The sequence below is a fragment of the Mesorhizobium sp. M0587 genome, assembly GCF_040320945.1.
Lineage (GTDB): Bacteria > Pseudomonadota > Alphaproteobacteria > Rhizobiales > Rhizobiaceae > Mesorhizobium.
Window position 1 is genome coordinate 50,708 of record NZ_JAMYQP010000024.1, and the last position, 26,762, is coordinate 77,469.

The window sequence follows — 26,762 nt, forward strand, 5'->3', positions numbered from 1 at the left end:
CACACGGCGAACAGACCTCAACAGCTACGGTATACTCCCTCGTACCCGATCCTGATCCACGAGGGTCTTCCTCAATCCGAGCGATAAGGGCGGCTTTCGGCCTCCCCCTTTTTTTGCTGGCTACGACTTCACGGCCGGGTCGAAGCCGTCCAGTTCCTCGCCGATCTCGACGAGGGCCCTTCTGACTGTGTCCTCAACTTCCTGTCGTTTCTTCGGCGGCATCAGGCCCAGCCCCTTCAGCATCGCCTCGCGCCAGTGCTGCCCTCTCCCCCACGCTTCCGAGAACACTGTTGCAAGGTCGTCCTTGCGCCGGGTCGCCTCCAGTGCCTCGACAAGGAGGCTGGCCTGATGGACGTCTTTTTCGCGCTTGGCGACGCCATCTGCATCTGATTGCCTGCGAGAGGCGACGATGAGCTTGTGAACTGCATACCGTTCCGGCGACGGCACGGTTACAGGCACCCCTGACCGATGCAGCATCACGGTCCGGATGGGCTCGTGGATCAGGAAATCGAGAAAGCGCAAGGGCTGCGCCGAAGCTCCCCCCAGTGCTGGCATCGGACTGGCATGGTCAGTGAAGTCATCGGATCCCCGGTTCGGCGTAAGGAACTCGACCTTGTATCTCGTTGCATTCTCGAATTGCGTCGTGTGTCCGGGATCCGATCTGTGGGGGATTTCCCTGAAGGTTGGGTCAATCTCTCTCAAGATTTCCAGGATCGGCGGCAGGCTATCTTCGACTGACGACGAGATCGAGTAGTGCTGCGCGAAATCGGCATCGCCGGTTTGCAATGAAGCGCCGGGCAACCTTACACCGAGATGTCCTGCATACGTCTGGAAGGCAACCGTACCAACGAGCACGCCTCTTAGGCGGAAGATTCCTGCTGCTCCCATGGCTTCAACGACATCGCCAGTGAACCGGTCCGGAGCAGTCAGCCCTGCTTCGCGAGTCAGCGTGGAGACGAGTTTCCGTCGGCTGCGGAGGTCTTCCTTAATCTCTTGGAAGGTTTCAACGCGTTTCGCGATCTCGGGGTCGTCGGACGGGCCGACATACTTCCGCGTCTTCTTGGGTTGGGTTTCCTCAAAATACCAATAGCCCCGCCCCTTCACCGGCACCCGGACGAAATTTCCCGCCGTGGAGAAGTCGGTTTCGAACGATGCATCAAGGCAGCGCTGAACAAGTTCCGCATACATCGTGCGATAAACGAGATCGACCGTCTTCATGCGTCGGCTCCGTTATAAGAAATATGAGTTTCTCTTATAACGGCATGAGCTCAAGCGATGCAAGCGACGTTATAAGAAAATTGCTGAGATCTTATAACGCTGCCTTCCGCGCGATAGACAAGACCAGAGGCACGCTATCGAGTCCCACCGCCTACAATCGTAGATAGGCCTTGACCCCGGATCATCAATCAGCACTTTTTGTCATGGTGGACGATGCGACCCCAGGTGAGGATCACGAGATCTTCCATCGCTATCCGACGCCCAATGGGCCTTCCAGCGATGCAGGCGCGGGATCGATGGCGGGCGCTTCAAATCGGCCCAGCGTCCAGCAGACGGCGTTGGAGGAATCAAGCAGTGCGTTAGCATCCCCGCGCCACCGGCGCTATGCTTGCAATGCAAATCCACGAAGGTATGACCCGCGCAAAAACGCACAGCCACGACAATCCGGCGGCCGATACGGTAGCCGTCCCCCCTTCCGCATGAGTTCGCCGAACATCTTTCCGACCTAGCAGGCTTCTCTGATTGGGGTCGTTGAGGTCACATCCCTCTGCAATGTTTAGTACGCCGACTTAACAACTCTCCTAGCTGATCCCGCAATATGAGCGTTGCTCAAACCGGCCGAACGAGGCAGTCTGTGGATTCGAGGCGTCGTCTCGACTAGTGCATACCCAATGGACGACAGATCGATGAAATCCAGCATCGACCACCTCTCGCTGCCAAAACAGCGCGAGCTGACGAAGACGGTTGAGCTGCTCCTCGAGGAGTTTGAGGATGCCCTCAAGGGAGGGACGGCCGACCGCGGCCGAGCTGTTGCGATTGAGCCGCGCACAGGTTCACCGGCTGTTGCAAGCCTATGATCGCGATGGCGCGTCTGATCGTCCATTCCGAAACAAGCTGCTGGAATATATTAGGTTACGCTTATATTGACGGGGCGTTGTTGCGCTCCAGAATCAGCGAATGGCGAAGGGCATCAAAGTTGGCGACGAGGTCGCAATCGCCGCGACTGTGCGCAGGCGCGTCACCGAAGACCGGGTGAGCGTCTCGATCCCCTCTTATGGATTTCCTCACTCAATCGTTGACCGGGCTGCAAACATGAAGAAGGGCCAGCCAATCGAGCTTATCGGCGACGTTACTCACATCGGTGGTGATCTGGTCACGGTGAATCTGGGCGTGCCTGTAACAGTGAAAATGGATACTGTGCGGCTGGTGAAGCCGTACTCACCTCCGAAGCGAAAGGCTGCACTGGTGGACAAGCCGACGTGACGAAGGTCTCAGAACTCGGCCCCTCGATTCCCGGCAAGCTGCATGACGGCCAGGTCGTCCGCGAAGAGGACCATTTCTATAGCGGCCCCAGTTGCGGGCAGAAAGTTGACCAGCGCGACTTGCGCCAATGCCTTCTGGCACGAAGAGCCGGGGAGCCGCTGGAGCTAGAACCCGAGGCAAAGGTCATTAAATTCCCACGACGGAAATGAAAAAGCCCGCCGGCCGGAGCCAGCGGACTTTTTTGAAAATGACCGATAGTCAGGCGCGATCCCGCTTGGTCAGAGAGCGACTGCGCATCCTTCGTTTGTATGTTTGGCTGCCATCCAACTTGAGCGCATATAGCTGCTCAGTCGGGTTTGAAGTTCCTTCCTCCGGCTCCCTCTGGCTAGGCCCGGCGTGTACTTTGGTCGCCCAAAGCCAAGGGGGCCGGGCCGCCTCCATGTTGCCGGAAAGCTGGACCGCACTGCTACCCCTCCGCTGGGTCAGCCCGGTCGCGGAGAGCGGCGAGCAATTCGGCTTCCGTTGCTCCGGGGTAGAGTTGAAAAATCGTGAGCACTGTCGCCGCAAGTTCCTCAGCGCGGCTCGACGTACGGTCTACGCCGGTGTCGATGCATACCTGCTCAAAGATGCGCTGACACATCGCCAAATTTTCCGGGTCCAGGAATTCCAAGTCCGACAAAATCACGCAGTGGCCGGCTGGATTTCCTGAACGCCTCGCGCGGGAGGTCGAAATCGAGGGCGCTAGGACGGTAGCCTTCATCATCATGGTCCATCGGCGGTCCCCAATCGCGAGAAGTACGGAATCGTACATGAAAATTGCAAGCTAGTTAGCGCTGGGAGTGTCGGCCTCTAACACCGAGAGGCAGCCCTGCTTTCGGTATCCAGCCTCCGACGACGAGCACCCGCTATAGGCTTTGCGTACATGACGGGTGCTCATCAACCGACGACGAAGGGACTGATATTCGCCGGCCGCTGAGTTGAGTGCTTAGCGCTCGGATCAATCGTAGACCTTGACTATTTTGCGGGTACCCGGGTCCACGAGAACTGTTCGGTTGTCGACTACCACGTAGCGGTATTTGACGTTGGGGACTTCGTGAAGCTCTACGGTGTCGGGCAGAGCTGTGCCCACGTTGAGTTCGACGCCTGGAAGCTTCACAGAAGCGAGGGGCTGCTTGTGCACATACTCCCGAATGACCGTATCCTGTTCAGGCGCGATCACGACGTCCTGAGCCGCAGCTGCGCCGACGCCAGCAAGCAGCAGTAACGCCGCCGCGGCGGCTCTCAGATTCGATCTCATATTCGATACCTCCGTGGGAAACTTCATGCCCTGCCCCCAATGCAACTTGGGGGAATCAGAAATGTTCCTGTCGGTGGACTTCAGTCCGGTCGCAGCTTGGACTTCAGTCCGGTCGCAGCTTGGACTTAAGTCTGATCGCGTCGGGCAATGGTGCCGTCCTCGTGCCAGCCAGACCACCCCACTTGGCTGGGAGGATGCTCAGCCGGAGGTGATCCAGAGCTTGTGAGGGCTTGACGGAGAAGCGACGCAATCGGCGGGCCCAAAGGCGCAAAATTGGATCGCATTGCGGGGTTGCGGCCCAAAAGCGGCTAGCCCTCAAGGTCGCCAGTCAAGATGATCCGCGGCACAAAGCGCCTTCCTGACCATTGTCTCGTGAGCAACATACCTATTGGGGCTATTCCAATGTACCGCGCTGCATGCAAAAAGCCCGTCACCTCTGGGGAAAGCAACGGGCTTGTGTAGAGCGGTGCTGTAAAATAGCCGCTCCGCAATAATGACTGGCACCGGTGAACATTCGATTAAAAAGCCCGCCAACCTTTGGCTGACGGGCAGGGTCTGGAGTGCGGCTAGGGATTAACCCAGCACAGGGTCAACGAGCGGCGGAGGGGTCGGTTGCGATCAGCCGTTCGGCCGCCGGCCAGAAGACACGAAAAAGCCCGCTTTGGCACATGCCATCGACAGAGGCGGTTTTCGACTCATCGTCCTTAATGACCTGGGTCCGGTATCCGTCACTTTTCGTGAATCCAGTCATCGCCCTCCGGCGGCCTGTCAACCAGTTCGGGCTCCATGGGCTTTAGGAACTTCCAGCATCCACTGACTCGCAAGACCAGAATTCAATTAGCTTTAGCTAAATAGTTCCAAAACTCAAAAGCGCGAACGATGCAACAAAAAAAGCGCGCCGCACGTTGCGCCTCGATAAGACCAGGCAGGGGAACAAACATGGCCGATGACAAAGCGCAAGCGCGATTCCCGCGACCGCGTATCGGAGCGCATTGTGCGCAGTGAGGGTCAAGCCTCGAGCAAAGATGCCCGCCACCTCCCCTCGGCAGCGGGCAGTTTCGTCGTGCGAACCGCACTGAATGGGAACAGTGTGACAGCCGAAGTACCTCAAAGCGACCATGTTCCACCGATGAGAACAAAAGAGGGACTCACAGATTGGCGGTTCGGGTCTAGAATCGGCCTATTGAACGATCTTCGATAATCTCTCCCAAACCCCAGAGGGGCTCGCCGGTTGACCCGAGGCTTTCAGCTTAGGATCTATAAGCACTCGAGAAGGCGATGTCATGATCGACCAGAATATTGAACTTGTAGCCCGGCCGGATCTCGAGAGTCGGCTGGACGTCCATGTTCTTGGAGATCGTTCGTTCGGCCACGCGGCCGAATGTCTCCGGATACTCGAACCCGATACGGGCCATGTACTGGGTCTGGTGCGATTTGAGCTGGATATGATAGGTCCGCCGCGAGGTCGTCACGACCATGGATGACACACAGACCTGCACGCCTATGACCGCCTCCTGAAGGAAAAGCTGACGCGCCTGGACGGGGTGGCCTCGATCGAATCCAGCTTTGCGCTTGCTCAGATCAAGCGGTCGAACCGGCTCCCGGTCGAGATGTGAAGCTTGGCGGTCCCAGACTTGTGACCGAGCCGTGCTGCAAAATGGATACGATTGCGCAGCTTGGACGCTGATCGGCTCAGCCTTGTCTGGCGAAATCCAGTTCAGAAAAAACCGTGCACCAGAAGCGGTAGTCGCTTGTGCGGCCGTCGAAATGCGCCGTCAGTGCGCAATGAGCTGCAGCCGGTGGCAGCACTCGAGCCATAAAGCTCGATGGCTGCCTGCGCGGTAGCCTCTGGATCGATCAGGTCCCAGAGCGTCAAAGTTCCTGGGGTGTTGGTACGGAAATGATCGGATTGAATTTTTGGCATACACAAGGCTCCCGCGGGTGGTCCAGCGAGGGCAGCGGTGCGCTGCGAGGCCGGACGTTGGGAACCCACCTGGAGTGAGCCACGATCCGAGGGCGTTTTCGCCCAGGATATGGCCTTCGACAGCTTCGCAGGGCAGTGGCCCGAAGAAGCTAGCGCAGAGGCAATCTATTGCAGAGCACCGTTCCGAAGGCAACTGGTGAGCGTGTGCACAGGCGGCCCTGTCTGATCAGTGCGCCATCGCTCCGGAAAACCCGGTTCAGGCGGCCTTTCTGGCAGCCGCCCTGAAGGGACGGTCGATGTTGAAGGCGTCTGGACGGATATGGTGCTCCACCTGGTTCCAAGTCACGGGATGGGCGATTGGGAAGCCAGGCCGCGCGCGTGGTGAGAAGGCCCCGACAGCCGTGTTGCCGCGCCCGTTGCGGAGGTAGTCGATGAAGATGCGGCCCTTTCGGGCTGAAGGCGCGGCGGACAGCAGATAACGCTCCGGATGAGCTTCAGTAAGCCGATTGGCGAACGACTTAGCCAGGAGGCGAGCCCTGTCGTGCGTAATCTTAATCTCAAGTGGCGCCATCAGGTGAATGCCCTTGCCGCCTGTCACCTTCGGCCAGCTCTCCAGCCCTTCCGCTTCCATGACGTCGCGGAGCGCCAGCGCGGTCTCGATGACTTCATCCCACCCCACGCTCTCGCCGGGGTCGAGGTCCAGAACGATGCGGTCGGCATACTCGATATCGTCAACGGTGGCGTTCCAAGGGTGTAGCTCTACAGCATCCATCTCCACCAGCCCCAGCAGGCCGGCAAGGTCGTCTACCCACACGCGCACGCCTTCGCCACCCTCGCGCTTCTGGACCCGCAACTGATGCACGGATGCGGGGATCTTCGGCAGCGCGCCCTTGTGGTAGAAGGTTGCGCCATGAGCGTGGCGGACCAGCTTCAGCGGTCGCTGGCCGAGATGGATGAGAGCCTGATCCGCAACTCTCTCCCAATAACGTGCAAGGTCTTCCTTGGAGGGCGAGACTGCGTCGGGCAGCAGTTGCAGGATGTTCTCGCTGGGAACGCCATGTTGCCGCGTTGCGCCACGTCGCTTCGAGGGAGCAGGAGGCTTGGCCGGGATCGTCACGAGGTCTTCGCGCAGGCCCTTGAACACCGCCTCGCGCAGCACGCCGCGATCAGTAACGCCGCTGAATTGCACCTCGGCCAGCACGTCTGGTCTGACCCAGGTCGCCTTCGGTTTCACAATTGGCTCTGAGAGCGGCGAGTTGCTGATGATCAGCGGGTCGAGCCGCTCGCGAACCGCTTGCGCAGCGCTCAACGTATACCCGCTTCTTGCCTTCCCGGCATAAAGCAGCCGGTCGCCCTCGCGGCGGCCAATGTAGAGCGATGCGATGCGGCGCGGGTGAGCGCCGAGTTTCTCGACAAAAGCGACAATGGGAAAGGTGTCGCTCTTGATGCACTTCACCTTGAGCCAACTGGCCTGAACCCCCGAGCGGTACGTGGCATCGGCGCGTTTGCAGACGATCCCTTCCAATCCCATCCGGCAGGCATGTTGAAACACGTCTCTGCCGCTCACCTCCAGATGCTCGGCATAGGTCAGTGTCGGCGCCGCGTTCTTCAGCACCTTCTCCAGCACCGCCTTACGCTTTACCAGCGGCTGCTCCCGAAGATCGCGCCCGTTGAGGTGCAGCAGGTCGAATGCATAGAAGATGAGCCTTGCGGAGTTGGGATTGCCCAACTCCCGCTCCAAGGCCTGGTAATCCGGCAGGCCGGTGTCGCCGAGGACGACAGCCTCCCCGTCGATGATCGCCGCCTTCACCGGCAAGCCCGCCGCTGCTTGAACAATTCGTCGGTACCGATGTGACCAGTCGTAGCCCCGACGCGTGAAGGCCCGCGCTTTGCCGCCCTCGATGATCAGCTCGGTGCGGTAGCCGTCGTACTTGATCTCGTGAAGCCATTCGCCGCCCTCGGGGGCTTTCGCAACCAGCGTCGGCGACTGAAATTCAACGAATGAGAGCCGGCCATCTCCGGCTTCGGAACTCATGGCGCAACATTCCTCCACCTTCGACTTCAACTTTGATGCCGCTGAATAGGTTCCGGGCAGAGCTGGCTTAAGGGGCGGCGCATGGCCGGATCATCGCTCGGGTGCCGTGGGGAACTATTATTTCATTGCTTACGTATCGATGTCGCTCATTGGTTCTCCCCCAGTGCGCGTAAGAACCAGCTGTCTTGGCGTCACGTATCGGTGCAACAATGTCGAGGAAGCCGCCGAGGAACTGTTGCGGTGGACGAGCGCGCGACCGTGCGGCTGATGCGACCTTAAATGCTCCGCAGCCTGCTGGACGCAGTCGACCGGATTGGCAGCCCCGGCGCAATGAGGGGCGATGGTCGGACGCTTGCAGTCCGGAGCGCAGTTGGACCCGATGGATCCGGCAAACGTCTCCCTTGTTGAAGGCGCATTCCATTCACCGGGAATTTGCCAGCAATAGAACGACGTCGCTAAGCGATTTCCGCCGAACAATGGGCTTGCCAACTACATGTCGGACGAGGCGAGCTCTATCCAGGCTGGCGCATGATCACTCGGCTTTTCCCACCCTCGCAAGTCGACGTCCACGCCGGCATCACGCAACCTGTTCGACAGCGACGGGCTCACAAGGAGATGGTCCATTCGTAAGCCGGAACTTCGATCATAGCCGCCCCGGAAGGAGAAGTTCCAGTAGGTGTAGATGCCTTTCTCCGGATGGATGCGGCGGACGGCATCGATCCAGCCGTTGCCAAGCATTTGGGCGTAGGCCTGCCGGCTCTCCGGAAAGTAGACCGCGTCGCCTGTCCAACGTCTCGGCACCACGGCATCGATCGGTGTGGGCACGACGTTGTAGTCGCCGCACAGAACACTAGTGATCCCTTCCCTGAGCAGCACCTGGCCATAGCTGATCAGACGGTCGAACCAGCGGAGTTTGTAGTCGAATTTCGGGCCGGGCGCTGGATTGCCGTTTGGCAGGTAGAGACAGCCAACGACGATGCCATCCACTTCGGCCTCGATATACCGGCTGTGAGTATCGTCAGGATCCCCTGGCAGGCCGCGTCGACGTTCCAGCGGCTCCTTTCCTCGGGCGAGTACAGCGACGCCGTTGTAAGATTTTTGCCCGTGCCAGATCGCGCCGTAACCGGCGTTCCGGATGGCTTCGGCGGGAAATTTGTCATCCGAGGTCTTCAACTCCTGAAGGCATACGATGTCATAGTTGGTTTGCGCCAGCCACTTGATGAGCACGGGCAGCCGACCGTTCACGCCGTTGACGTTGAAGGTTGCGATGCGGGTCATTCGACCTCTGGCGGTTTAAGCATGGAAGGCTCGGAGCTTGACTGTGCCACCATGCCGCCGATGGGGGAGTTGTTGGCCCTCCGTGTAGGGTTGGACGGCATCACCAATCCTTTCCAGTCATTTCGTACCGACTCATCAGTACCCGCACACGGCCGCAGCCTCACCTCTGATGAGACATCGTTCATCCTTGGCTCTTCTTAACCACCGAGTGTGGGGAAAGTTTCCGCGCAGGGCCTAAACGTTGGGCATGACCATAGTCGCCGTATTCCCGCGGGCCCGTCGGCTGGTGAACCTTTATGGCCGGCGACGCGTTCCGTGCAGCGAAGTCGATTGATGCAGTGTGATGGAAACCGACGATCATCCCGCGCCGCAGAAACAGGAGGCACGTGGTGCCGAAGCCCGCTTTTCCTTCGATCGAATGGCGGTCGAGCGGTTTCAGCAAGCTTTTCCGCGTGCCAGATGGAGTGACGAGCGCAGGAGCTGGTTCGTACCCGGCAAGACAGCAGCCCGGCGGATCGAGCGCTGGCTGGCGCAGGAGGCAACGCAGCGGGCGCCCCATGACGACTACAAAGGTCGCGATGCCTTCGCCTTCGACCCGATATCGAGCCAGTATCTGGAAATCGCGGACGACCTCCGCATCCGCACGCCTTTTTCGCGGGCGGTGCTTGAAGAATTGCGCGCCGTTCCGTGGGCGAGTTGGGACGATGAGTTGCGGGCCTGGAGAGTTCCGTTCCGGTCATATGAAGAGCTCCGGCGCCGATGGCCGACCATCGAAAAAGCTGCGCAGCATGCCGAACCGGAGGAGAGGAAACGGCGACGGGCGGCCGCCAAAAACACTGAAGCCTATCGGGCCGCGCAACAGCGGGCTGCTGAGCGCCGACGCCATCGCTATCCTTTGCCAGCCCAAGATCTACCTATCTTGGGCCGCGCAGTCGCAACCGAGCAGTACGGGATTGTCGTCTTTGATGAATTTTCCGGTGAACTTGTTGAGCTATCGGACGCAGCCGCCTTCTATCCCCATGCAATGCCTGCGAACGGCGACTTCGTTTGGGGCAAGTGGCGTTCGGCTACGCTGGCCGAACTTGTGAGCACATGGCCCGCTCGGTCAACTGCCGGTCCGACCGAACGCTTCAGAGGCTGGTGGAGGCCAACACTCGCCGAACTTAGAGTTGCCCGTCGAAAAGCCCGCAGCAGTGAACGGAGGCGGCGAAGTCGCGGTCGGTGAATGCGGCGCTCACATCCGGCTTTGCGTGGCGTCCAATAGCATCGGACTACGGAGAGCGTTCGGTAGGGAATTGGGCAGGTCTACTGCTGCACGATGACGACCGCGTCATAGCGCCAGACGCCGCGGCGCGCCATGCGGGCCTCGATAAACCGCCGAATGCGAACGCTGGGTCCACCGACGCACTTGGCAGCAGTCATTCCACGTCAAGTTCCCGGCGCTTGCACCATTCAGAACGCATGTACCGATCAATTCCCCGACCCGCTTCGGAGGTCCCCGGCCGGTAATGGTGCGTGATGTTGCAGTCGATGCACCGGACCGGAGAGCCCAGGCTCAGGCTCTCGGCGCCGGGTTTGCACAAGGCGATGCGGTCTTCTGCTGGGTTCGGCGTGGCTCGAAGATAGGAATTAACTCCCAGCCAACTCAATCCGTTCTTGACTTTTGTTCCGTCTTTGTTCACAATGGGCACGAAGCTTTGGAGTACACCATGGCCCACATTGTAACGCGGGACAGCCGCCAGGAAGCCGTCCTCCAAGCAATCGCGGACAAGTTCATTGCCCAGCATAAAGGCGACTCGGTGAAGGCTCTGAAGGAAATGATCGTTCTCAACGGACATCTTCAAGACAGGCTTGACGCGTTGTCAACATCGCGCAGGGCAACTCGCCAGGAGGACAGATCGTAATGACCACGAGGTACCTTGACGCTGAATCGAAGGCCGAACTGCACTTTGAAGCGGAGAAGCTCATCGCCTGCTACGAAAGCCCTCTCGAGACCCGTGGCCGCTACGAACCGCCGGCGGGACCACTGCCTTGAGCTGTTAGCGGGATGATGAGGACCGGGTCTGCCCATGCATGATCTTATTGCTTTTCTACAGAGCAACTCGGCCCTGGTAGCGGCCAATCCGGCGGCCTTCGCCACATTTGCCGTGCTCTTTGGAGGTGGCGGGCTTGCCGTTGGACGCTATTTGCTGAGCGAACGCATCGCCAATCTGGAAAGTCGAATTGCCAGACGCGACGAGGAAATCATGGATCTCAGGACGAAGCAGAAAGCACCAGAGGTGGGCGCCTCCATGTTGCCGGTATTCGAGATGACCGAGATTTTTCCGCGCCGGCCTGTCGCTTCACACCAGCTCCTGGTTCAACGAGACGAAGATCACTGCGTCAGATAGCCAGCTCACCGCAAGGCGACGAAGGCGGCGCCTGGTCGATCGGCTTGCCAGTGACATGGCGAAGTTCGCTTCCGGCAAGCAGTTGACGGCATTCGTCCTCGACTGGACCAGCGATTATGTTGATGCGGCTCAGGCCGTGTCCGCTGGAGCTGGAAGCCGGAAGTGCGATGGGACGGGCTGGCGGCAGGCGTCGTGATAAATGGCGCCATACAAAGACGTCGCATGCGATCGGCTACAGCGTGATCAGGATCCGCTACATGGTTGCTGTTCGGCGGAGCAATGGCGGGCTTGACAGACGCCATCTGTCGGTCGCCTACACGCCCGCTGTCGGTCGAGGAACATGACCGTCAGCAAGCGCTGGATCGCGCTGGCGCTGGTGATGTCGCTCTGGCTGCTGCTGTGCATTTCGCTTGGCGCATGGCTCCTCGGCGGCATGGCGATCCTGCCCGCTGCAAGGACAGGCGCTGCTGGACATACCGGCAGGACTTTGTCTGCCCTGCCCTATCTGGCCACCAGCATCGTACTGGTCCTGATCTCGCGGAACCGCCTGATGCTGGCGGTGCGTTTCCCAGCCTGGCTTGCCAAGCCCTTCCGACCGCAAACTGACGGCGCGCCTGTTCCGAGCGGTAAGCTGTGTCGCGCCCGGCTGATGCGTGCGCGATCCAATCTGGCCAGAAGCACCAGTGATCCGAGTGTGACTGGGGTGCACAAGAAACTTTGAAGGATCCGGTTAGCTGGGCTGGCAACGTGTTGTCTTGCCGACAGCCCACAACTGCGACCAAAGTCCTGGGTCCCGCTGCAAAGGTCCGATGTGTGAAACCATTCATCCCGGTTGCCCATTTGCTCATGTCGACTGTCGATTATCCGTCCCTTCATCGTCAGTCGAATGAGTGCCCGACATCCCCCGCGATGTGGCGGGCACTCATGGTCGGAGAGAGTTGTATGCGCCTTGGCGAGATCATCGTGAATACCTGCGCGACGCTCCTGTTGATGAGCATCGTTGCAATCTTGTTCCTGCTTTTCGGAGAACCGCTGTGGCCAGAACGAACGGCCCGGATGGTGATAATCTTGCCCGTTGATAGGAGCACGACGGCGGCCATCAAGAACACGCATCAGCCGCTGCCAGCCAGCTTTGATGTGAGCATAGTGCCGGCGAGACCGACTAACCAATGACGGGTGAGTCATCCTTCTGCCGCCGGGGTAGCACTGAACGCCTGAGCGCTGCGACGGCATTCTTAGCCGGATCGAACGGCTGTAGCCGCGTCGCCGGCCGCCGACCAGGCTGTCAGCCCAAATCAACAGGCCGCCGGTCGCGCGGTCGAAGCTCCCGGCCAATCGCGATTCCAACAGAACGTCGCCCCGCCCCAACGGCTCACGGATCCATTTCGAACAGGGGAAATGGCCGTCGGAATGCGCAGCGCGACCCCTCGATGCGCTTGCTCACGGATGCGATGATCGCCACCAAGCACAGCGTCCGCAATGTCGTATTTAAACGGTGTTCGATACTTAAATAACGAATACTTTTCGAGCGCGGACCTGAGTGGCCTTGGCATCCGACCAAAGGCGACGGCGGCTGCGACTGGCACAACGAAATCGTATGTTCTCTTTGTTCGCGGAACCATTCTCGCACTTTACCTTTGCAGGCTCTGCAAACCGGCCAGTTCTGGTTGGAAGGCTGTCATCATGATTTCGTCGGCCATAGGCTCGTCGTCACTTGCGTTGGCGGAACCTCCGGATCGTACGACCGTTTTTTCTCCGATGAAACAAAGGAGGAATCGTCATGGACTGGAACCGAGTCGAGGGAAACTGGAAGCAAGTCAAAGGTAAGGTCAAGGAACAGTGGGGCAAGCTCACTGATGATGATCTCGACCGCATCGCCGGCAATCGCGATCAGCTCGAAGGCAAAATCCAGGAACGCTACGGCATCGAGAAAGATCGCGTACGTCAAGACGTCGACGACTGGTATGGTCGCCAAAGCTGGTAGGACTGAACTGGTCAAGCACAAGGACGGTCACGGCTGGAGGCTTGCAGGTTGGTGCGCGCCACAGGCCCGCTGCTCGGGTGTTTCCCCCTGAGCGTCGGCGCAGGTTCTTACGTGTTGGCCAACGTTCATGCCTGCACTGCGTCGCCTGTGGAGCGTTGCTGGTGACCAGCGCTATACCCTCCCCGGCCGGATCTCGGTCAGCCCGAGGAGGCGGCGGGCGAACATCTTTCCTATCGCAAGGGCGCTTTGCCCAGCCGTTCTCCGGCCCGCTGCGACGACGGAAGTCTCTATCGCCGCGGGAACACTCTCCCGAACCCGACGTTAGTAGATATGCCAGAGACACATCACCTCCTGGGCGTTGCAACCACCGCCAAGATTGGCCGTCACCCAATCCATCCGATGTTGATTCCTTTCCCTATCGCCTTGCTGGTCTCGGTCTTCCTTTCGGATGTGATGTTCTGGTCGACCGGCAATGCATTCTGGCCCGAGGCTTCCTTCTGGCTGCTCGGCTTTGCCCTGTTCATGAGCGCTGCCGCGGCGCTGGCCGGCTTTGCCGACTTCCTCGGAAATGCTGCCGTGCGCTCGATAAGCGCGGCATGGCACCATATGATCGGCAATGTCACGGCAGTGGTGCTCGCGCTCGCCAGCTTCCTCTTGCGCCTGAGCGCCGGAGCTGCCGAGGGCGCTTTGCCGTGGGGCCTGGCTCTGTCGACGATCATCGTCCTGCTCCTTCTCTATACCGGCTGGAAGGGTGGAACGCTCGTCTATGAACACAGGGTCGGCGTGCAACCCGAACAGGGTGAGGACCTTACCTCGCGCCCGAGGCCATCGCGAAAGGCCTGACAATGTCCCCCAAGGTTTGTCTCGGCGGGGTCGTCACTCCAGCGACCGCCGCACCCGCGGTGCCGACTTTTTATACAGACGGTCTCCGAACATCCCGAAACGGCCAGTCGACGACCCGGGCCGACATGTGACCGATATGGCTGGCCAGGCCCTGCGGGCGGCCGCCTCGAAGGCATTCCAATTCCGGACTCGATGAAGAGATCGGCAGCGTGTACGAAGCGATCACTCATGCCGTTGGACATCGCGAAGGCGGTCTCGCGGATTGAAGACTTTGTCATCGTTCCCATAGGCGGTTCGCGATCGCATCGATGCGGCAGCTTATGAACTGTTGAGTTTTGAGCAGGTGCCAGCACTGCGCCTATCGTTGCCTGGACTCGCCGTATCTAAAATTTTATAAATTAGCTATACCTTATGGAACTTTGATGCGGGCGTTTCATTTTCATCCGCATGCGAGCCTCTGTCATCCAAAGCATCGGGACGGGAGTGAACGCGTCGCCGCGCTACTCGCTGGTCCTGCCGATATACAATGAAGAACAAGTGCTGCCGCGACTGGTCGAACGGATCGAGTCGCTGATCTGTCAGCTGGACGGAGAGACCGAAGCGATTTTTGTCGATGACGGTAGCCGTGATGGCAGCGTCAAATACCTCCGGCGTATGGTCACCGCCCACCCTCGCTTCCGGCTTATCGAGCTTTCCCGCAATTTCGGACACCAGATTGCGATCACCGCTGGCATGGATGCTGCTGCCGGTGAGGCCGTCATCGTCATGGATGCCGACCTGCAAGACCCACCGGAGGTCGTTCTCGATCTCGTGGGAAAGTGGAAGGAAGGTTTCGAGATCGTCTACGCCCGTCGTGTGAAGCGCGAGGGCGAATCCTGGTTCAAGCGTCTCAGCGCTGATCTTTTCTACCGTTTCCTGGAGAAGATGACACCGGTCAACATCCCGCGCGACGTCGGGGATTTCCGTCTGGTCGGCCGCCATGCGCTGGAGGTCTTCAAACATATGCCTGAACACGACCGCTTCGTCAGGGGCATGTTCGGCTGGATGGGATTCAAGCAAACGGCAGTGCCGTTCGAACGCCCCCCAAGGACCATCGGCCAGACCAAGTACCCTTTCTGGAAAATGGTGCACCTTGCTGTTCACGCCATTGTCAGCTTCTCGGAAAAGCCGCTCCACTTTGCGCTTTGGGGCGGATCGGCCATTTCCGCACTTGCGCTGGCCTTTGGCGCTTATGCCGTGTTCGCCTGGATCTTTGAAGCCGGCATCATTGCCGGCTGGACTTCCACCGTGGTGATCGTATCGCTCCTGTGCGGCATCAATCTGTTCATGACCGGCGTGGTCGGTCTCTATGTCGGTAGCATCCACGCCGAGGTGAAACGCCGCCCTCTTTACGTGATCGATCAGCTTACCGGCTTCGACGAGCCGGTGCGTGCCGTCGCTGATGGGAGCCGGAGATCGTTTCGCAAGCCCAAGAACGGAGTCGCTCCCAGTGTCCGAACTCTTCGACAGCTATAGATCCAGCTATGGGGAGACCATCGATGGGTCGATCCGGTTTTCCGGGCTCAAGCACGAATTCTTTTTGGTTGCTAAGGCCGACCTGCTTCGGCGCCTGGTCGCTGAGCGAGGACTTCGTCGGCGGGGGGCCATGCTGCGGGCGCTTGATGTGGGCTGCGGCGTCGGTTCGCTCCATCCCTACTTAGATGGCGCTTTCGAGCGCCTAGATGGCTGCGACGTCTCGCAAGAGTCGATCCAGCGCGCCAGCGAGGACAATCCGGGCGTCGTTTATAGGACATGCACCACGACGAGCCTGCCTTATGACGATTGCGTGTTCGACCTGGCTTTTGCCAGTTGCGTTGTTCATCATGTTTCGCCCGCATACTGGCTCGATTTCTTTCGTGAGATCCGACGGGTCGTGCGGCAAGGCGGCGTCGCCTGTATCATCGAGCACAATCCCTATAATCCGCTGACGCGCCTGGCGGTGCTCCGGTGTCCGTTCGACCAGGACGCGGTCTTGCTCAACGCCGTCAAAGCAGCGGCCCTCTTTCGACAGGCAGGCTTCAGGGAGGTTCGATCCGAGCACTTCCTGCTGCTCCCGTCGGCCGGCAGGTTCGCCAGAAATGTTGAGCGTGCCCTCGCGCTGCTGCCACTTGGGGCCCAGTATGCGTGTAGTGCGCGCGTCTGAACATCGGTCTGCCGGCGGCGCCGTCCTAAAGCTTCTGGCGCGCTTCGGCCTGGTCGGCATCGCCGCCACAATCCTGTATGCCGCCTTGGCGGCCGCCTTTGTCAAATCGGAACGGCTCGGCTTCAGTCCCGTCCAGGCGTCCCTTGCAGCTTACGCAGCCGCAGCCTTGTTTTCCTATCTCGCGCACAGGTCAGTAACCTTCATTTCGCATGGACCCCATAGATCAGAGGCTCCGCGTTTTCTGGTGCTGGCGGCGGTCGGTTTGGCGATCGCCTGTGGCGCGCCGGCGCTTTTGACGGCGAAGCTGGGACTGCCGCTCATCTTTCCCATTATGATTACCTGCTTGCTTGTGCCCGCGATCAATTTCGTCGTGCTCGACCGATGGGTTTTTGCACAACGCATTCCCGATCAGTCCGGCGACGGCTGACGCGTGCTCCACCAGAAGATTGGCGTCTGGAGGCAGCTCACCGTTCACGAATCTGATGAACTGCTCGAAAGCCGCTCGCTGAAGCACGGCTTCACCTATGATTGGTTTTTGCCGCGTTGAACTGGCGCCTGCTCCTCGATTGTGTGCGGATGCCGTCGCCATCGGGTGCCTTGTCCGCGAGAACGATCGCATGCGGTATGAACGCGTTTGTCGGAAAACGACCATATTCCGCCGTTCAACCGTGGATCGGGCTTGCCTTTGAGCCGTTGCTGGCAGGCACATGTTGAATCGCAAGATCGGTCGAGGACGCTGCGCGGTACTGCGCTATCCCGGCAATACCAGCAATCTCGAGCCCGCGGCGCTCTACCTTTATCGTGATTGGCTGCCGGCCAGCGGCGAGGAGGCACGCGACTTCCCGATCTGTTGCAAACGCCGGCTCTTTTCCATCCCGCAGGCGCAGGCACATGAGGTGAGCGCGGAACTGTTGCTGCCGCTGAAATATGGTAATTCCAGGAAAGTGTGAAGCGGTTTTCCGTCCGAAATTGCCTCAAAACGAAAGAGCTAGAGCACTTCACCGTCTGCGTGAAAGGTGAAGTGCTCTAGGTCGGTGGACGCTTGTCTGATCGACAGAACGACCCGCACGCGTCAAAGCGACAACAACACGTCCGGCTTGACATCATCGATCGACGCGAAACTATGCGTTTTCCTGACACCAGAAAGCGGCAGAATGAGCTGCTGCAGGAATTTTGAAATGTTGCCACGTCAACTATTCGTGCTTTGACCAGGTAGTCGAAACCACCAGTCACTATAGGGCATTCGATGATTTCGGGTGCCTTCGCGGAGGGTCAGACGGTCCACAATTCCCGTGGCTGCCTCCAAAAGACAGCCTTGAATCTGACCTGCTCAGCCTTGGGAATTCCAAGAGTCCACACGACTTAGCCGGCGTCCAGCCGGAACGACACCAATTTGATGGCGCGTTTGTAGATGTTGCTGGCGGCTGGGCTTGGCGGAATCCCGTCGCGATAGTCGAAGGTCATTTCGAGTACCTTTGCGCAGGCAAACGCTGCAGGCGGGATCGCGAACGAGATCGTCTGCGGTTCTTTGCTCGACAGTGTTACCTCGTGTACCCGAACGCCGTTCACCGAGATCATTACCCTTTGTGTGATCTGTGGTGGACGAATGATGGCGGACAATTGTAGCGTTGCCGTAAGGTCGTGGCGGAGCGGATGTACTTCCAGGCGGAGCCGAGAGGTCTCGCCCAGCGAATGGGTTCCGTCGGCTACCGGGCCCGACCAACCACAGACCATCATGCCGGCTGCTTGTTTGGCGCCGTCGGACCGGAACGACACCGTCTGGCCAAGAGTGTAGCTGCCGACCGCATCGCGGTTGAGGCACGTCGTTGTGCGATCGATGTAATAGCCCCGATAATCGGCGTTGACATCTGGATTGAGAGCGAGCGCGAGGATGACGATCTCGGACGCGGCCAGAACCACCGCCAGCGCGTAGCCGCCAATGGAGGCAGCACGTCCATAGGGTGCCTGGCTGTCAGACCAGGGCAAGATAGCCTCCGATCCACGCCAGAGTCATGAAATAGCAGGTGCTCAGAAAAAGAGCCAAAGTCACGAGATAGGTCAGCTTCGATGCCGACAGCAGCTCGGCGATCAACATCATCAGCGGCGCAAGCCCAATGACGTATCTGACCATGGAAGCCAGATTCGTGATTAACGGCAGGATGATGCTGATCGCGCAGAAGAGCGCAGCGCCATATCGCCTGTGAGCCGCCAGAACCACCGATAGGGTCAACCCTATGAGCGCCGCGAGCGCGCTCCATTGCGGCGCGGTGGGCAGCCATCCTTTTGTCGGAACAGCGGAGAGACCGTCCCATAGAAAAAGGAGCGGATCGCCAGCCACCCGCCCAAACGCGCGCTGGACGTGCAAGAAGGCAAACCCGTCTCCGACGGTGACATACAAAAAGAGCATGTAAGCAAACAAGCCGGCGGGCGAGATGAAGATAGCTACGAGCATATCCGGACGACCAAGCACCCATCGCGGGAAAGACACCGCCGACCCGCCCTGCTGCCGGTGCTGCTCGAACATCTGAATGACGGTCGCAAAGACAGCAAGAACCCCGACAAGCCTCGTTGCCGATAGCAAAGCGGATGAGACGCCGGCGGTGAGATAGCTGGAGCGCTTGAGTGCCAAAAAGACGCACGACGTCAGGAGCACGAAAAGAGGTTCGGTAAGGACGGTGGTGAAGTGGAAGGAGAACGGGCCGCTAAGCAGGAAAGCGCAATACAGCACATAAGGACGCATGTTCTTCTCCAGCAGTGGCCATGCCACCAGACAGGCGCCGTAGCTGCATGCAATCGAAGTGATCGTCGCGATCAGAATCGTGGGGAAGGGGAAAACAAACCGAAGAGTAGCCACGAGCATGGGATACAATGGAAAGAAGCCCCAGCGTCCGACGTTGCTTTGGCCTGGAATGGGAAAACGCTCGTAACCGTGTTCGGAAATGTCCACATACCACGCGCAGTCCCACCGGCAGAGTGCACGCGCATAAGCTTCGAAGCCTGGTCCTGCCGATACTGAAGCGAATGCAGCATACCGAATGACAAGCCCGCTGATCATGAACAGGAGCGGAACCGCAGTAGCGATGACCCACAGGCGACCGCCAGCGTTTGCGCGCGCCGCATCTGCAAGCGCCAGTTGTGCCTCCACAGGTGATGGCGCCACACTCTGCGATGGCGAGCCTGGCTCCGCCGGCTCGAGGGCGCTGCGAGCCATGAAATCGGTCCATCGGAAGCTTCAAAATCATTAGCCAGACTTGAAGCCCCGTCTGCAACTTAATCTGGTAAGGATCAACGATGCCGCGCGGCTTCGGTTCCTTGTGCAGCAGGACGGCGTTGGGGTGCAGGTCGATCGGTCATACCAGTCGAAGAAGAAAGCATAGCGCGCTTCACCTCCTCGCTCCTACGCTCATCACTGCCGGCTCGATTGCTTGTGACGAGGCCGGAGCGACACTGAGTTTGGTCAATGGTACGGACGCAACACGCACCTCCACCATTCGCGAGGCCTTAGTTGACGGCTTCATCCTGGGCCACAGCGCGGACATCGAGTTAATCGCATCTTTAAAACGCCGGCGGCTGCCCTTCGTTATCCTTGAAAGCGATGCCGGTCCGGACGTCAACTCTATCCGGACAGACGGCAGGAGCGGTCATATTCGATCGGGCTCCGCAAGCAACGGCGATCTTGACTATGTCCGACTGGCAGGCAATCACCGTCCTCGACGAAGCGCGTCGGCGCAAAATCAAGATACCCGAGCACATGTCGGTCGTTGGCTTCGATGGCACCGCGGAGTCTTCGCGCACCACCCCTCCGCTCACGACAGTGGCGCAAGACATTGTCGGTAAGGGGAGGCTCGCCGCCACGGCGGTGTTTGCAAACGGCGCCCCGAGCCAAGTGATGATACCGGTCGAACTCTTGGTCCGCGGCTCGACCACCCGACCGCGCGGTTAGGCCGGCCACCTCTTACATCGTCGTGACGCACAGGCAGTTGCGCGGTGGCCACCTCCAGCGGACTGATCTTATCTTCAGGTCGCGATCCGAATTGATAGGGCGTAGGGGCGGAGGTCTGTTTTCGGGAAGTCGCAAACTGATCTCTTTCGACCGGCTTAGGCGCAGCTCGGAGAGTCGTGTATGGCGGCACAGCTGGTCGACGGCGAAAAACGAAACAAGCGCTATTCCAGTAGCATCCGCAACTATCGAAGCCCGGCAATTCGCAGCCCCTCTACATAGAGGGCACGGTGCTTGTCGTGAACGATCGGATGAAATTTTTCAACCCATTGGAGCGACAGGGACGGTTGAAGGCGCTTGGCCTCCGAAAGCGCATGAACCGCGATGTCCAGTTCACCGGCCATACCAGCGGCCGTCGCATACGTCCGCCATGCCGACCCGAAATGGGGGCGGAGTTCCACCGCCCTACATTCGCATTGGACCGCGTCTGCATACCGCCCGGCCATGAAATGACATAACCCAAGAATGGAGAAGTTCGCCGCATAGGTATAGTCGCGAGGACTTAGCCTTCCCGCAATTTCAAGGTGGTTGAGCCCGTCGGCTGGCATGCCGCCATATCCGTAAGTTGAGCCCAGGATCGAATGCGCAAACGCGAAGCTCGGGTTTAGCTCGATTGCTTCATTTAGTTCTCTCACAGCAGAGTCGAAGCCTCGCGAAACCATGTGGACAAACCCTGCCGCTAAATGAGTCCACGGGTCCTCGGGATCGCGTTGGATCGCCCGCTGCGCGAGGGCCCGAGAGGTGGGCAGAATGTCTACTGCGTTGGCCCACCCTGACAGAACGCGGGCCGCGTGAGCCCACGCCAACAGGCTGTTAGCGCGGGGATAGTTAGGATCGAGGTCTGTAGCCTGCTTCAAAAATCCTTGTGCAATCTCGATTTCGGTCGCCGAACTCCAGGTCCAGACATATGGCATCGCCTTCATGACGAAACCCCAAGCGTCAAGACTGTTGGGGGAACTGCGCTGAAAGCGTTGCTGTTCCGCCGTGTAGAGCCGCGGCTCGATCGCGGCGATGACACTCTCGGCAATCTGATCCTGAAGCGCGAAGAATTCCGACAACTCTACATCGTATCGTTCAGCCCACACTTGGACGCCGGTCGATGTGTCACTGACTTGCGCGCCTATCCGGAGGCGATGCCCTGAGCGCCTTACACTTCCGTCGAGCACATACCGCACGCCAAGCTCTCGACCGACTTGTTTGACGTCGACTGCTTTTCCCTTGTAAGTGAACAGAGAGTTGCGGGCTGACACGAAGAGCCAACGAAGACGCGACAGCCGAGTAATAATGTCCTCGGCAAGGCCATCGGCGAAGTATTCCTGCTCCGGGTCGCCCCCCATGTTCTGAAATGGCAGAACAGCAATCGAAGGCGTGTCGGGTAGCGCCCAGTTTTCGGAGGACTCGGCAGACGCAGCCGGTTCGGATTTTGGCACTGTATCCCGCAAACGTAGACCATAGGTCCGCACCGGGCGTGCGATATTTTTGAGCTCCTTTTCGCCCAGATCGACAAATTCTTCCTTGATCTTGTCGCGCACATGTTCGTAAGCGGCGGCCGATAAACAGATGCCGTTCGGCTCAGCGACACTTTCTAGACGGGCGGCAATATTGACACCATCGCCCATCAGATCGCCGTCGCTCTCCTCGACAATATCGCAGAGATGAATGCCGACGCGAAATTCAATGCGTCGCCCAGGCGGTAGACCAGCGTTGCGCTCAACCATACCGTTCTGCATTTCGATTGCACAACGCACGGCGTCAACAACGCTCCGGAACTCTACGAGGGTCCCGTCGCCCGTGAGCTTCACGACGCGCCCCCTGTGCACGGCGATGGTGGGATTGATGAGATCGCTCCGGAGCGCTCGGAGTCGCGCCAGCGTTCGATCTTCGTCCGACGCCGCCAGCCGGCTATATCCGACCACATCGGCGACCAGGATCGCCGCAAGCTTCCGAGTCTCGCTCACTTTGTCCACTCCTGTCGATTAAGCGACATAGCACAGACCGATCTACAGAATCCCGTTTTCGAAGGCGACTTTCGAAAGCCTGAATTCCGAGACAGCCTCAAATACCGCTGTGCGGGACTTGAATTGAAAGTGAATTGCGCTGCAGGTCGCGGTTGCGCCAGGTACGGACGTTGATTTCATCGGCGCCTAAGGTCCGCCTCGCACCACCAGCTGTCGTTGGCGCTGTCTGCTTCAGGGCGGCGGCAAAGCTGACCTCTACGGCCGACATCAGGCGCAGAGCGGACCGTCGTGTATGCGGTATAGTTGGTCGACGGTGAAAAACGAAAGCGCGTTACCGTTCGGCTGTGCGATCTCTCATTCCGTGGGTGACAGCGTCAAAAATCGAGCCTGGGCGCAAATTCCTCCAGCGAGTCATCAAGCAGGGGGGTTCTTCCTCAGTCTCCTGCTTGGGCTCGACCATCAGAAGACTGATGACGACCAGTGCGAGAGAGGCCCAGGTCAGAGCTGGTATCGCCCCCCAAGCAACAGGATACCCCAGTCTCATCACTTGGGACCAAGGACCAGCTTGCCCTCCTCCGCAGCAGCGGCAATGAACGTTTTATGGACATCCCTCGGGCGTCATATCGCCAGCTAAACAGGACATGGCGTACAGCAAGGTCCCATTTGGGGGCCAATCGGGACGGAGCTTCAAGACCGCTTGAGATTTCATCGCACCCTGCCACCTCGGAGAAACCCAAGCAGCCATCTTACGGGTCACGAAGCGAAGAAATAAGGTTCGGAATGTACCAGGTTGATGGGCCCGCGTCCGAGCTTAATCAGGGGGTGTCGGACGGTTCGTCTTCTCCTTTCTGATCAAGCAAAGCAAGCAGTGCCCCGATGGCGCCAGGCAGTTGAGCCTCGATCTTCAAGTCTAGGACCTTGTGCAGGTAACGGCGGGTCTCTTCGGACGCAATCATCCGCCGAACAGCGTTCGCGGCCGACATCTGCCCTGATCGATAGTGGTCGGCCATGATTGGGAACTACCCCTACCCTGCTCGCAAATGCTTTCGAGGTGGTATGGTTCCATCAGAGATCACCTCGGGGGATTTCTGAGCGGGTGATCGGATATCAGGCACGCGTGCCGACCCCCATACCCACGGTGCCGAGAGGTGCTGAAGGGGCAGGACCGCACGCCGCCAGCTAACACCCCTCTTGTTGAACTTCAGGAGCAGCTCGCCGGCTGTCTCGACAGAGGAAACGTTGTAGCGATGGCTGAGGCTGGTCTTGAATGGGACCGGAGGGGAGAACCAATGCAGTGACATTAGAGGCCACCTCGGGCGACCCTACGTTTCAGGTCTTCGGCATTCAGAAGGTTCACCAGGTCATCGGCATACTCCCAATCGAGGTCGACCGCTTCGTAGCCCTCGTACACAGCCGGCAGCCCGGTGAACACGTCGAACACCGTCCAGGACTCGTCCGCTTCCTTCCTCAGGTCGTACCGTAGGGATATCATTAGCTGTATCTAATGTAAGTCGGGAATGTTTGGTAGAAATTTCTGAGCGGGTGATCGGATAACAGGCACGCGTGCCGTGATGCCGAGGGGTGCTTAGGGGGCCGAGGTAGCCAGGCGACACCCTCAATCATCCCGATCTGATAGGAGGACCCCTTCCTCCTTGGCAGCGAGACCGAACAGCCTTCCGACATCCTGATGCGACACTTGCCTTCCCCGAAGGCCGCGCAAGCCTCGACCGCACGTCGCCAATTAGCGCCCCTCTTGGTGAACTTCAGGAGCAGCTCGCATCGTGATGTGCCTGCGCGACGGCGCCAAATATGCGCTCGCCGTCGGAGCCGCCGCCGCAACAGTCGGCATCGTCGTGGGCGTCGTCACCTGACCGGAGTGGGCTTCAAGCTGTCCCACATCGTCACATCGACGGCTGGACACCTTTCCCTTCTGTTCGGCACCTTCATCCCCGAGGCGATCTTCTCGGCCCAGGGCCTGACCCTGCTGTTCACCTTGATCATGACCGGCGTCGTCTGCATCCTGATGGGCTGGCGGCGTACGCCGCCGCTGGCATGGCGGGGGCGGACCCGTTCAAGACCGGCAACACCGCCTTCCGGCTGGGGATGGGCAAGGCACTGGTTCCTTTCGTGTTCGTCTTCTCGCCATCCCTGCTGCTGGTGACGAAGGATTTCACCTGGCCGAACTTCTTCCTCGCCTTTTTCGGCTGCGTGCTCGGCATCACCTGCCTGGGCGCCGCGCTGTCACGCTACCTTCTGGTGCGCAGCACGCCCGTGGGAAAACGTGCCGCTGGTGTTCGCCGCCCTGCTTCTGGTGGCACCCGAACTCTGTTCGTCGCTACTCGGCCTGGCGCTTTTCGTCCCGGTCCTTCTGCGCCATTGGAACGCACGTCACACCGAAGAGGCGCAACCAGCCTGATCAGCGCCGCTCCAACGCAATCGTTCCCGGAGTTTCGACGTCGCGCATATGCGCGGTGGGCGGACGGGAAGATGAGAGGGCGGACCATCGAGTCCATGACATTCTGCTGCGGGTTCTCGGCGCCGAGCGAGCTTCAGCATAGTCGCGAAGATGTCTGCTCCCGAGAAGGGGCGATGACCTTGGCGATGACAAGCCTCTTCCACCATTTCGACGACGATGGCCGCTTCTTATCAGCCTTCGATCGTGTCCGATCTGGAGGACTTGGGAAGTCCGTCACCTCGTAGGCCGGCAAGCGGTAGCGCCCGCCGGGGAAGCCAGGGTCGCTGCGTAGTCGTCGCCAACGTCGATAGCGATCTCGGCGTTCTTGTCGATCAGGCTAACGATCCGCTCTAGAAAGGCGTAGGAAATGGCCGCTTTGCCGACATTGCGCCGGGACGAAGTCTCATCGTCGGGCCAAGTTGTCGACACGCTGGCAGCGGCGCTATGGTCGTCCAGACCACGACGACATTCGCAACGATGCCGACACGGTCCGCGCGGTGACGGGAATGATTGCCGGCGCGATCTATGGCTACAAGGCAATCCCGGAACGCTGGCGAAAGGTTCTGAAGTACGGCGATGCGATCAAAGCGACAGCACAACGCCTCACGCAGAACTAAGCGGTAGTGGGTTAGTTTGGAAACTCGTGCCCTTCTAAAAGGCGCCCGCGTCGCTTGGAAAGCGTCCGCAATAGGTCCGCTTCGTCCGTTGCCCCGTCATCAAAAACCTGGAAGATTTCCATGGCTAGGAATTCCCGCTGGTCGCGGTCTTTTTTGGCTAGGCGGCGTTCGTAGCACAGCCGATCAAACACCCATTGGAGCATATTCAGATCAGCGGGCCAGTAGACACCCCTGTAACCCCACAGTGACATTGCCGCCGCCCTCAGACGCGGCTTGCCGACTATTGCACAGAAAGGGAATGCACACGAAGAAAATCCCGTGTCCCCCGTGGAACGAATTCACCGATTGTTGATTAACAGGGTAAGCGGTCGATCCTTAACGGTGTAGCCGCGCTAAAAGAGCCCGTCGCTCACGCTCATTAGCTGCGACGGAAAGGTCACCCGGCCTTTTTTCTATCGCGTCCAATTCGGCAAGCCGAGTCTTCGCCGCCTGGACGGCTTTCGGATCGTCGTTGTTTTCAATGATCGTCTCGCAGATGAACCGCTCAATCGCACGTTTCTTGGTGAGCTTGGCCTCGACCTCCGCGTCGATCTTCAAGACCGTGTAGGGGCCGCGGAACTTGTCGGGGTTGATTGGCGTCTTCATTCGGTCACTTCCTCGACTTCCAGAACGACAACGCGGTGCCCCGCATAGGTTCCGACCTTTGTCTTATAGTAGTCGGTTTCGTCGCGCACGCCCACCACGCGGTATTGCGTGCCGCGAGTGATGATCTCTTGCTCATAGTCAGTTCCGCGCAGCATCGGCGTTCCCTTTTTGAAGACGGCTTCCATGACGAAGGAAGTCTCGCCCTCGCTTGGAATGCTGATCGCGGAGCCTTTGGCAAAGCCGACCGCCGCCCTCTCCCGAACGGAGAATGACATATAGCCGCTCGCCCCCGGGGCCGAGCAAGGCTGGCTAAGAGCGACGGTGCCATTCTCCGCTTGCGCGTCAACACGATCACGTTCCGCGTCTACCCGTTACCGGGTCCGTGGCGACCGAGATCGTGGAGCTTTCGCTCGCCTCGTCCGACACCGTGCGAGCCGCCCACATGAATGCGTTCTTCTGGAACGACAGGTTCACGGTGTAGGGCGTGCCGACGGTGCCTTCGAAGGTCACGGCGGCTTTGTCGGCCGCATTGACAAATCGATCCTCGTCGTCTGCAGACGCACACGTGCATTGGAAAAGAGTGCACCGCCAGAGTAGCAGAAAGACGGTTCATTCGGCCCAGGAGGCGTTGGTTAGAGAAATACGCGTTCGGAATCCGTGGTTGATCGGGACG

Annotated in this window: 30 protein-coding genes and 4 pseudogenes; 18 read left to right on the forward strand and 16 right to left on the reverse strand. The window is 59.3% G+C overall.

The window, feature by feature from the left end; translation table 11 throughout:
- Window positions 1–120 precede the first annotated feature (120 nt).
- The gene (locus NKI49_RS20965) at window positions 121–1,218 is read right to left on the reverse strand and encodes a nucleotidyltransferase family protein (RefSeq protein WP_352601284.1); all 1,098 of its coding nucleotides are present in this window, start codon (window positions 1,216–1,218) and stop codon (window positions 121–123) included.
- Between the two features lie 686 nt (window positions 1,219–1,904).
- Between NKI49_RS20965 and NKI49_RS20970 the strand changes: the two genes are divergently transcribed.
- The 3 genes from NKI49_RS20970 (at window position 1,905) to NKI49_RS20980 (ending at window position 3,190) form a co-directional block, all read left to right on the forward strand.
- Window positions 1,905–2,075, forward strand: a complete 171-nt coding sequence (locus NKI49_RS20970; RefSeq protein ID WP_502899510.1) for a hypothetical protein — start codon at window positions 1,905–1,907, stop codon at window positions 2,073–2,075.
- Between the two features lie 100 nt (window positions 2,076–2,175).
- The gene (locus tag NKI49_RS20975; RefSeq protein WP_352601282.1) at window positions 2,176–2,481 is read left to right on the forward strand and encodes a hypothetical protein; all 306 of its coding nucleotides are present in this window, start codon (window positions 2,176–2,178) and stop codon (window positions 2,479–2,481) included.
- A 439-nt stretch (window positions 2,482–2,920) separates the two neighbouring features.
- Window positions 2,921–3,190, forward strand: coding sequence for a hypothetical protein (locus tag NKI49_RS20980; protein WP_352601280.1), 270 nt, complete (start codon window positions 2,921–2,923; stop codon window positions 3,188–3,190).
- Window positions 3,191–3,478: 288 nt separating this feature from the next.
- On the opposite strand, the gene NKI49_RS20985 is transcribed toward NKI49_RS20980, so the two are convergent.
- Both NKI49_RS20985 and NKI49_RS33435 read right to left on the reverse strand, forming a co-directional pair.
- A complete protein-coding gene (locus NKI49_RS20985; RefSeq protein ID WP_352601474.1) occupies window positions 3,479–3,778 on the reverse strand; it encodes a DUF1236 domain-containing protein in 300 nt (99 codons plus the stop codon).
- 1,250 nt (window positions 3,779–5,028) lie between these two features.
- Complete coding sequence (locus NKI49_RS33435; RefSeq protein ID WP_502899508.1) at window positions 5,029–5,256, reverse strand: TrbI/VirB10 family protein; 228 nt, start codon at window positions 5,254–5,256, stop codon at window positions 5,029–5,031.
- A 12-nt stretch (window positions 5,257–5,268) separates the two neighbouring features.
- Between NKI49_RS33435 and NKI49_RS21000 the strand changes: the two are divergent.
- Window positions 5,269–5,394: pseudogene (locus NKI49_RS21000) on the forward strand (Lrp/AsnC ligand binding domain-containing protein); the annotation flags it as partial.
- A gap of 76 nt (window positions 5,395–5,470) precedes the next feature.
- Here NKI49_RS21000 and NKI49_RS33440 read toward each other — a convergent pair.
- The 3 genes from NKI49_RS33440 to xth all read right to left on the reverse strand — a co-directional run bounded on the left by NKI49_RS33440 (window position 5,471) and on the right by xth (window position 9,015).
- Complete coding sequence (locus tag NKI49_RS33440) at window positions 5,471–5,596, reverse strand: Y4oE-related protein (protein ID WP_502899506.1); 126 nt, start codon at window positions 5,594–5,596, stop codon at window positions 5,471–5,473.
- A 362-nt stretch (window positions 5,597–5,958) separates the two neighbouring features.
- Complete coding sequence (gene ligD / locus NKI49_RS21010) at window positions 5,959–7,737, reverse strand: DNA ligase D (protein ID WP_352601276.1); 1,779 nt, start codon at window positions 7,735–7,737, stop codon at window positions 5,959–5,961.
- A gap of 489 nt (window positions 7,738–8,226) precedes the next feature.
- Window positions 8,227–9,015: an exodeoxyribonuclease III gene (gene xth, locus NKI49_RS21015; protein WP_352601274.1), complete on the reverse strand. Its 789-nt coding sequence runs from the start codon at window positions 9,013–9,015 to the stop codon at window positions 8,227–8,229.
- 343 nt (window positions 9,016–9,358) lie between these two features.
- Here xth and NKI49_RS21020 point away from each other — a divergent pair, with 343 nt between their 5' ends.
- On the forward strand, window positions 9,359–10,240 hold the full coding sequence (locus NKI49_RS21020) for a hypothetical protein (protein ID WP_352601272.1): 882 nt from the start codon (window positions 9,359–9,361) through the stop codon (window positions 10,238–10,240).
- Between the two features lie 193 nt (window positions 10,241–10,433).
- Here NKI49_RS21020 and NKI49_RS21025 read toward each other — a convergent pair whose 3' ends face one another.
- Window positions 10,434–10,859 (reverse strand): hypothetical protein, encoded by a 426-nt coding sequence (locus NKI49_RS21025; RefSeq protein ID WP_352695750.1) that lies wholly within the window; start codon window positions 10,857–10,859, stop codon window positions 10,434–10,436.
- Window positions 10,860–11,084: 225 nt separating this feature from the next.
- Here NKI49_RS21025 and NKI49_RS21030 point away from each other — a divergent pair, with 225 nt between their 5' ends.
- From NKI49_RS21030 to NKI49_RS21075, 10 genes and pseudogenes are all read left to right on the forward strand, one after another.
- On the forward strand, window positions 11,085–11,405 hold the full coding sequence (locus tag NKI49_RS21030; protein WP_352601268.1) for a hypothetical protein: 321 nt from the start codon (window positions 11,085–11,087) through the stop codon (window positions 11,403–11,405).
- Window positions 11,406–11,425: 20 nt separating this feature from the next.
- A pseudogene (locus NKI49_RS21035) lies at window positions 11,426–11,600 on the forward strand (BMP family ABC transporter substrate-binding protein); the annotation flags it as partial.
- Between the two features lie 145 nt (window positions 11,601–11,745).
- The gene (locus tag NKI49_RS21040; RefSeq protein WP_352601266.1) at window positions 11,746–12,126 is read left to right on the forward strand and encodes a hypothetical protein; all 381 of its coding nucleotides are present in this window, start codon (window positions 11,746–11,748) and stop codon (window positions 12,124–12,126) included.
- A 221-nt stretch (window positions 12,127–12,347) separates the two neighbouring features.
- Window positions 12,348–12,578: a polymerase gene (locus NKI49_RS21045; RefSeq protein WP_352601264.1), complete on the forward strand. Its 231-nt coding sequence runs from the start codon at window positions 12,348–12,350 to the stop codon at window positions 12,576–12,578.
- A gap of 607 nt (window positions 12,579–13,185) precedes the next feature.
- Window positions 13,186–13,389 carry a CsbD family protein gene (locus tag NKI49_RS21050; protein ID WP_352601262.1) on the forward strand — a complete coding sequence of 68 codons (204 nt, stop codon included), beginning with the start codon at window positions 13,186–13,188 and terminating at the stop codon, window positions 13,387–13,389.
- A gap of 330 nt (window positions 13,390–13,719) precedes the next feature.
- A complete protein-coding gene (locus tag NKI49_RS21055; protein ID WP_352601260.1) occupies window positions 13,720–14,232 on the forward strand; it encodes a DUF2231 domain-containing protein in 513 nt (170 codons plus the stop codon).
- 447 nt (window positions 14,233–14,679) lie between these two features.
- Window positions 14,680–15,747, forward strand: coding sequence for a glycosyltransferase family 2 protein (locus NKI49_RS21060; protein WP_352601258.1), 1,068 nt, complete (start codon window positions 14,680–14,682; stop codon window positions 15,745–15,747).
- Window positions 15,722–16,414: a class I SAM-dependent methyltransferase gene (locus tag NKI49_RS21065; RefSeq protein WP_352601256.1), complete on the forward strand. Its 693-nt coding sequence runs from the start codon at window positions 15,722–15,724 to the stop codon at window positions 16,412–16,414. The genes NKI49_RS21060 and NKI49_RS21065 overlap by 26 nt, the downstream gene beginning before the upstream one ends.
- On the forward strand, window positions 16,350–16,841 hold the full coding sequence (locus NKI49_RS21070; RefSeq protein ID WP_352601254.1) for a GtrA family protein: 492 nt from the start codon (window positions 16,350–16,352) through the stop codon (window positions 16,839–16,841). The genes NKI49_RS21065 and NKI49_RS21070 overlap by 65 nt, the downstream gene beginning before the upstream one ends.
- A gap of 292 nt (window positions 16,842–17,133) precedes the next feature.
- A pseudogene (locus NKI49_RS21075) lies at window positions 17,134–17,364 on the forward strand (GyrI-like domain-containing protein); the annotation flags it as partial.
- Window positions 17,365–17,440: 76 nt separating this feature from the next.
- Here NKI49_RS21075 and NKI49_RS21080 read toward each other — a convergent pair.
- The 3 genes from NKI49_RS21080 to NKI49_RS21090 form a co-directional block, all read right to left on the reverse strand.
- On the reverse strand, window positions 17,441–17,647 hold the full coding sequence (locus NKI49_RS21080) for a hypothetical protein (RefSeq protein ID WP_352601252.1): 207 nt from the start codon (window positions 17,645–17,647) through the stop codon (window positions 17,441–17,443).
- Between the two features lie 129 nt (window positions 17,648–17,776).
- Window positions 17,777–18,400, reverse strand: coding sequence for a hypothetical protein (locus NKI49_RS21085; RefSeq protein WP_352601250.1), 624 nt, complete (start codon window positions 18,398–18,400; stop codon window positions 17,777–17,779).
- Entirely contained in the window at window positions 18,387–19,625 is a 1,239-nt protein-coding gene (locus NKI49_RS21090) for a putative hexosyltransferase (RefSeq protein WP_352601248.1), read from the reverse strand. Before NKI49_RS21090 ends, NKI49_RS21085 begins: the two co-directional genes overlap by 14 nt.
- A gap of 384 nt (window positions 19,626–20,009) precedes the next feature.
- Here NKI49_RS21090 and NKI49_RS21095 point away from each other — a divergent pair, with 384 nt between their 5' ends.
- The gene (locus NKI49_RS21095; RefSeq protein ID WP_352601472.1) at window positions 20,010–20,357 is read left to right on the forward strand and encodes a substrate-binding domain-containing protein; all 348 of its coding nucleotides are present in this window, start codon (window positions 20,010–20,012) and stop codon (window positions 20,355–20,357) included.
- Window positions 20,358–20,599: 242 nt separating this feature from the next.
- On the opposite strand, the gene NKI49_RS21100 is transcribed toward NKI49_RS21095, so the two are convergent.
- The 3 genes from NKI49_RS21100 to NKI49_RS21110 all read right to left on the reverse strand — a co-directional run bounded on the left by NKI49_RS21100 (window position 20,600) and on the right by NKI49_RS21110 (window position 23,864).
- Window positions 20,600–22,372 carry an adenylate/guanylate cyclase domain-containing protein gene (locus NKI49_RS21100; protein WP_352601246.1) on the reverse strand — a complete coding sequence of 591 codons (1,773 nt, stop codon included), beginning with the start codon at window positions 22,370–22,372 and terminating at the stop codon, window positions 20,600–20,602.
- An 815-nt stretch (window positions 22,373–23,187) separates the two neighbouring features.
- Window positions 23,188–23,382, reverse strand: a complete 195-nt coding sequence (locus tag NKI49_RS21105; protein WP_352601244.1) for a hypothetical protein — start codon at window positions 23,380–23,382, stop codon at window positions 23,188–23,190.
- 290 nt (window positions 23,383–23,672) lie between these two features.
- Window positions 23,673–23,864: a hypothetical protein gene (locus NKI49_RS21110; protein ID WP_352601242.1), complete on the reverse strand. Its 192-nt coding sequence runs from the start codon at window positions 23,862–23,864 to the stop codon at window positions 23,673–23,675.
- Between the two features lie 298 nt (window positions 23,865–24,162).
- On the opposite strand from NKI49_RS21110, the pseudogene NKI49_RS21115 reads away from it, so the two are divergent.
- Both NKI49_RS21115 and NKI49_RS21120 read left to right on the forward strand, forming a co-directional pair.
- A pseudogene (locus tag NKI49_RS21115) lies at window positions 24,163–24,788 on the forward strand (TRAP transporter permease); the annotation flags it as partial.
- A 458-nt stretch (window positions 24,789–25,246) separates the two neighbouring features.
- Window positions 25,247–25,444, forward strand: coding sequence for an ADP-ribosylglycohydrolase family protein (locus tag NKI49_RS21120; protein ID WP_352601240.1), 198 nt, complete (start codon window positions 25,247–25,249; stop codon window positions 25,442–25,444).
- A 375-nt stretch (window positions 25,445–25,819) separates the two neighbouring features.
- On the opposite strand, the gene NKI49_RS21125 is transcribed toward NKI49_RS21120, so the two are convergent.
- The 3 genes from NKI49_RS21125 to NKI49_RS21135 form a co-directional block, all read right to left on the reverse strand.
- Window positions 25,820–26,089: a hypothetical protein gene (locus NKI49_RS21125; protein ID WP_352601238.1), complete on the reverse strand. Its 270-nt coding sequence runs from the start codon at window positions 26,087–26,089 to the stop codon at window positions 25,820–25,822.
- On the reverse strand, window positions 26,086–26,364 hold the full coding sequence (locus NKI49_RS21130) for a hypothetical protein (protein ID WP_352601236.1): 279 nt from the start codon (window positions 26,362–26,364) through the stop codon (window positions 26,086–26,088). Before NKI49_RS21130 ends, NKI49_RS21125 begins: the two co-directional genes overlap by 4 nt.
- Window positions 26,365–26,440: 76 nt before the next feature.
- On the reverse strand, window positions 26,441–26,599 hold the full coding sequence (locus NKI49_RS21135; RefSeq protein ID WP_352601234.1) for a hypothetical protein: 159 nt from the start codon (window positions 26,597–26,599) through the stop codon (window positions 26,441–26,443).
- Window positions 26,600–26,762 lie beyond the last annotated feature (163 nt).

Bases quoted from the DNA above. Each gene is read 5' to 3' on its own strand.
- NKI49_RS20965 (WP_352601284.1), bottom strand. From the start codon at position 1,218: ATGAAGACGGTCGATCTCGTTTATCGCACGATGTATGCGGAACTTGTT.
- NKI49_RS20970 (WP_502899510.1), top strand. From the start codon at position 1,905: ATGAAATCCAGCATCGACCACCTCTCGCTGCCAAAACAGCGCGAGCTG.
- NKI49_RS20975 (WP_352601282.1), top strand. From the start codon at position 2,176: ATGGCGAAGGGCATCAAAGTTGGCGACGAGGTCGCAATCGCCGCGACT.
- NKI49_RS20980 (WP_352601280.1), top strand. From the start codon at position 2,921: ATGTTGCCGGAAAGCTGGACCGCACTGCTACCCCTCCGCTGGGTCAGC.
- NKI49_RS20985 (WP_352601474.1), bottom strand. From the start codon at position 3,778: ATGAGATCGAATCTGAGAGCCGCCGCGGCGGCGTTACTGCTGCTTGCT.
- NKI49_RS33435 (WP_502899508.1), bottom strand. From the start codon at position 5,256: ATGGTCGTGACGACCTCGCGGCGGACCTATCATATCCAGCTCAAATCG.
- NKI49_RS33440 (WP_502899506.1), bottom strand. From the start codon at position 5,596: ATGGCTCGAGTGCTGCCACCGGCTGCAGCTCATTGCGCACTGACGGCG.
- ligD (WP_352601276.1), bottom strand. From the start codon at position 7,737: ATGAGTTCCGAAGCCGGAGATGGCCGGCTCTCATTCGTTGAATTTCAG.
- xth (WP_352601274.1), bottom strand. From the start codon at position 9,015: ATGACCCGCATCGCAACCTTCAACGTCAACGGCGTGAACGGTCGGCTG.
- NKI49_RS21020 (WP_352601272.1), top strand. From the start codon at position 9,359: ATGGAAACCGACGATCATCCCGCGCCGCAGAAACAGGAGGCACGTGGT.
- NKI49_RS21030 (WP_352601268.1), top strand. From the start codon at position 11,085: ATGCATGATCTTATTGCTTTTCTACAGAGCAACTCGGCCCTGGTAGCG.
- NKI49_RS21040 (WP_352601266.1), top strand. From the start codon at position 11,746: ATGACCGTCAGCAAGCGCTGGATCGCGCTGGCGCTGGTGATGTCGCTC.
- NKI49_RS21045 (WP_352601264.1), top strand. From the start codon at position 12,348: ATGCGCCTTGGCGAGATCATCGTGAATACCTGCGCGACGCTCCTGTTG.
- NKI49_RS21050 (WP_352601262.1), top strand. From the start codon at position 13,186: ATGGACTGGAACCGAGTCGAGGGAAACTGGAAGCAAGTCAAAGGTAAG.
- NKI49_RS21055 (WP_352601260.1), top strand. From the start codon at position 13,720: ATGCCAGAGACACATCACCTCCTGGGCGTTGCAACCACCGCCAAGATT.
- NKI49_RS21060 (WP_352601258.1), top strand. From the start codon at position 14,680: ATGCGAGCCTCTGTCATCCAAAGCATCGGGACGGGAGTGAACGCGTCG.
- NKI49_RS21070 (WP_352601254.1), top strand. From the start codon at position 16,350: ATGTTGAGCGTGCCCTCGCGCTGCTGCCACTTGGGGCCCAGTATGCGT.
- NKI49_RS21090 (WP_352601248.1), bottom strand. From the start codon at position 19,625: ATGGCTCGCAGCGCCCTCGAGCCGGCGGAGCCAGGCTCGCCATCGCAG.
- NKI49_RS21095 (WP_352601472.1), top strand. From the start codon at position 20,010: ATGCCGGTCCGGACGTCAACTCTATCCGGACAGACGGCAGGAGCGGTC.
- NKI49_RS21105 (WP_352601244.1), bottom strand. From the start codon at position 23,382: ATGGCCGACCACTATCGATCAGGGCAGATGTCGGCCGCGAACGCTGTT.
- NKI49_RS21110 (WP_352601242.1), bottom strand. From the start codon at position 23,864: ATGATATCCCTACGGTACGACCTGAGGAAGGAAGCGGACGAGTCCTGG.
- NKI49_RS21125 (WP_352601238.1), bottom strand. From the start codon at position 26,089: ATGAAGACGCCAATCAACCCCGACAAGTTCCGCGGCCCCTACACGGTC.
- NKI49_RS21130 (WP_352601236.1), bottom strand. From the start codon at position 26,364: ATGTCATTCTCCGTTCGGGAGAGGGCGGCGGTCGGCTTTGCCAAAGGC.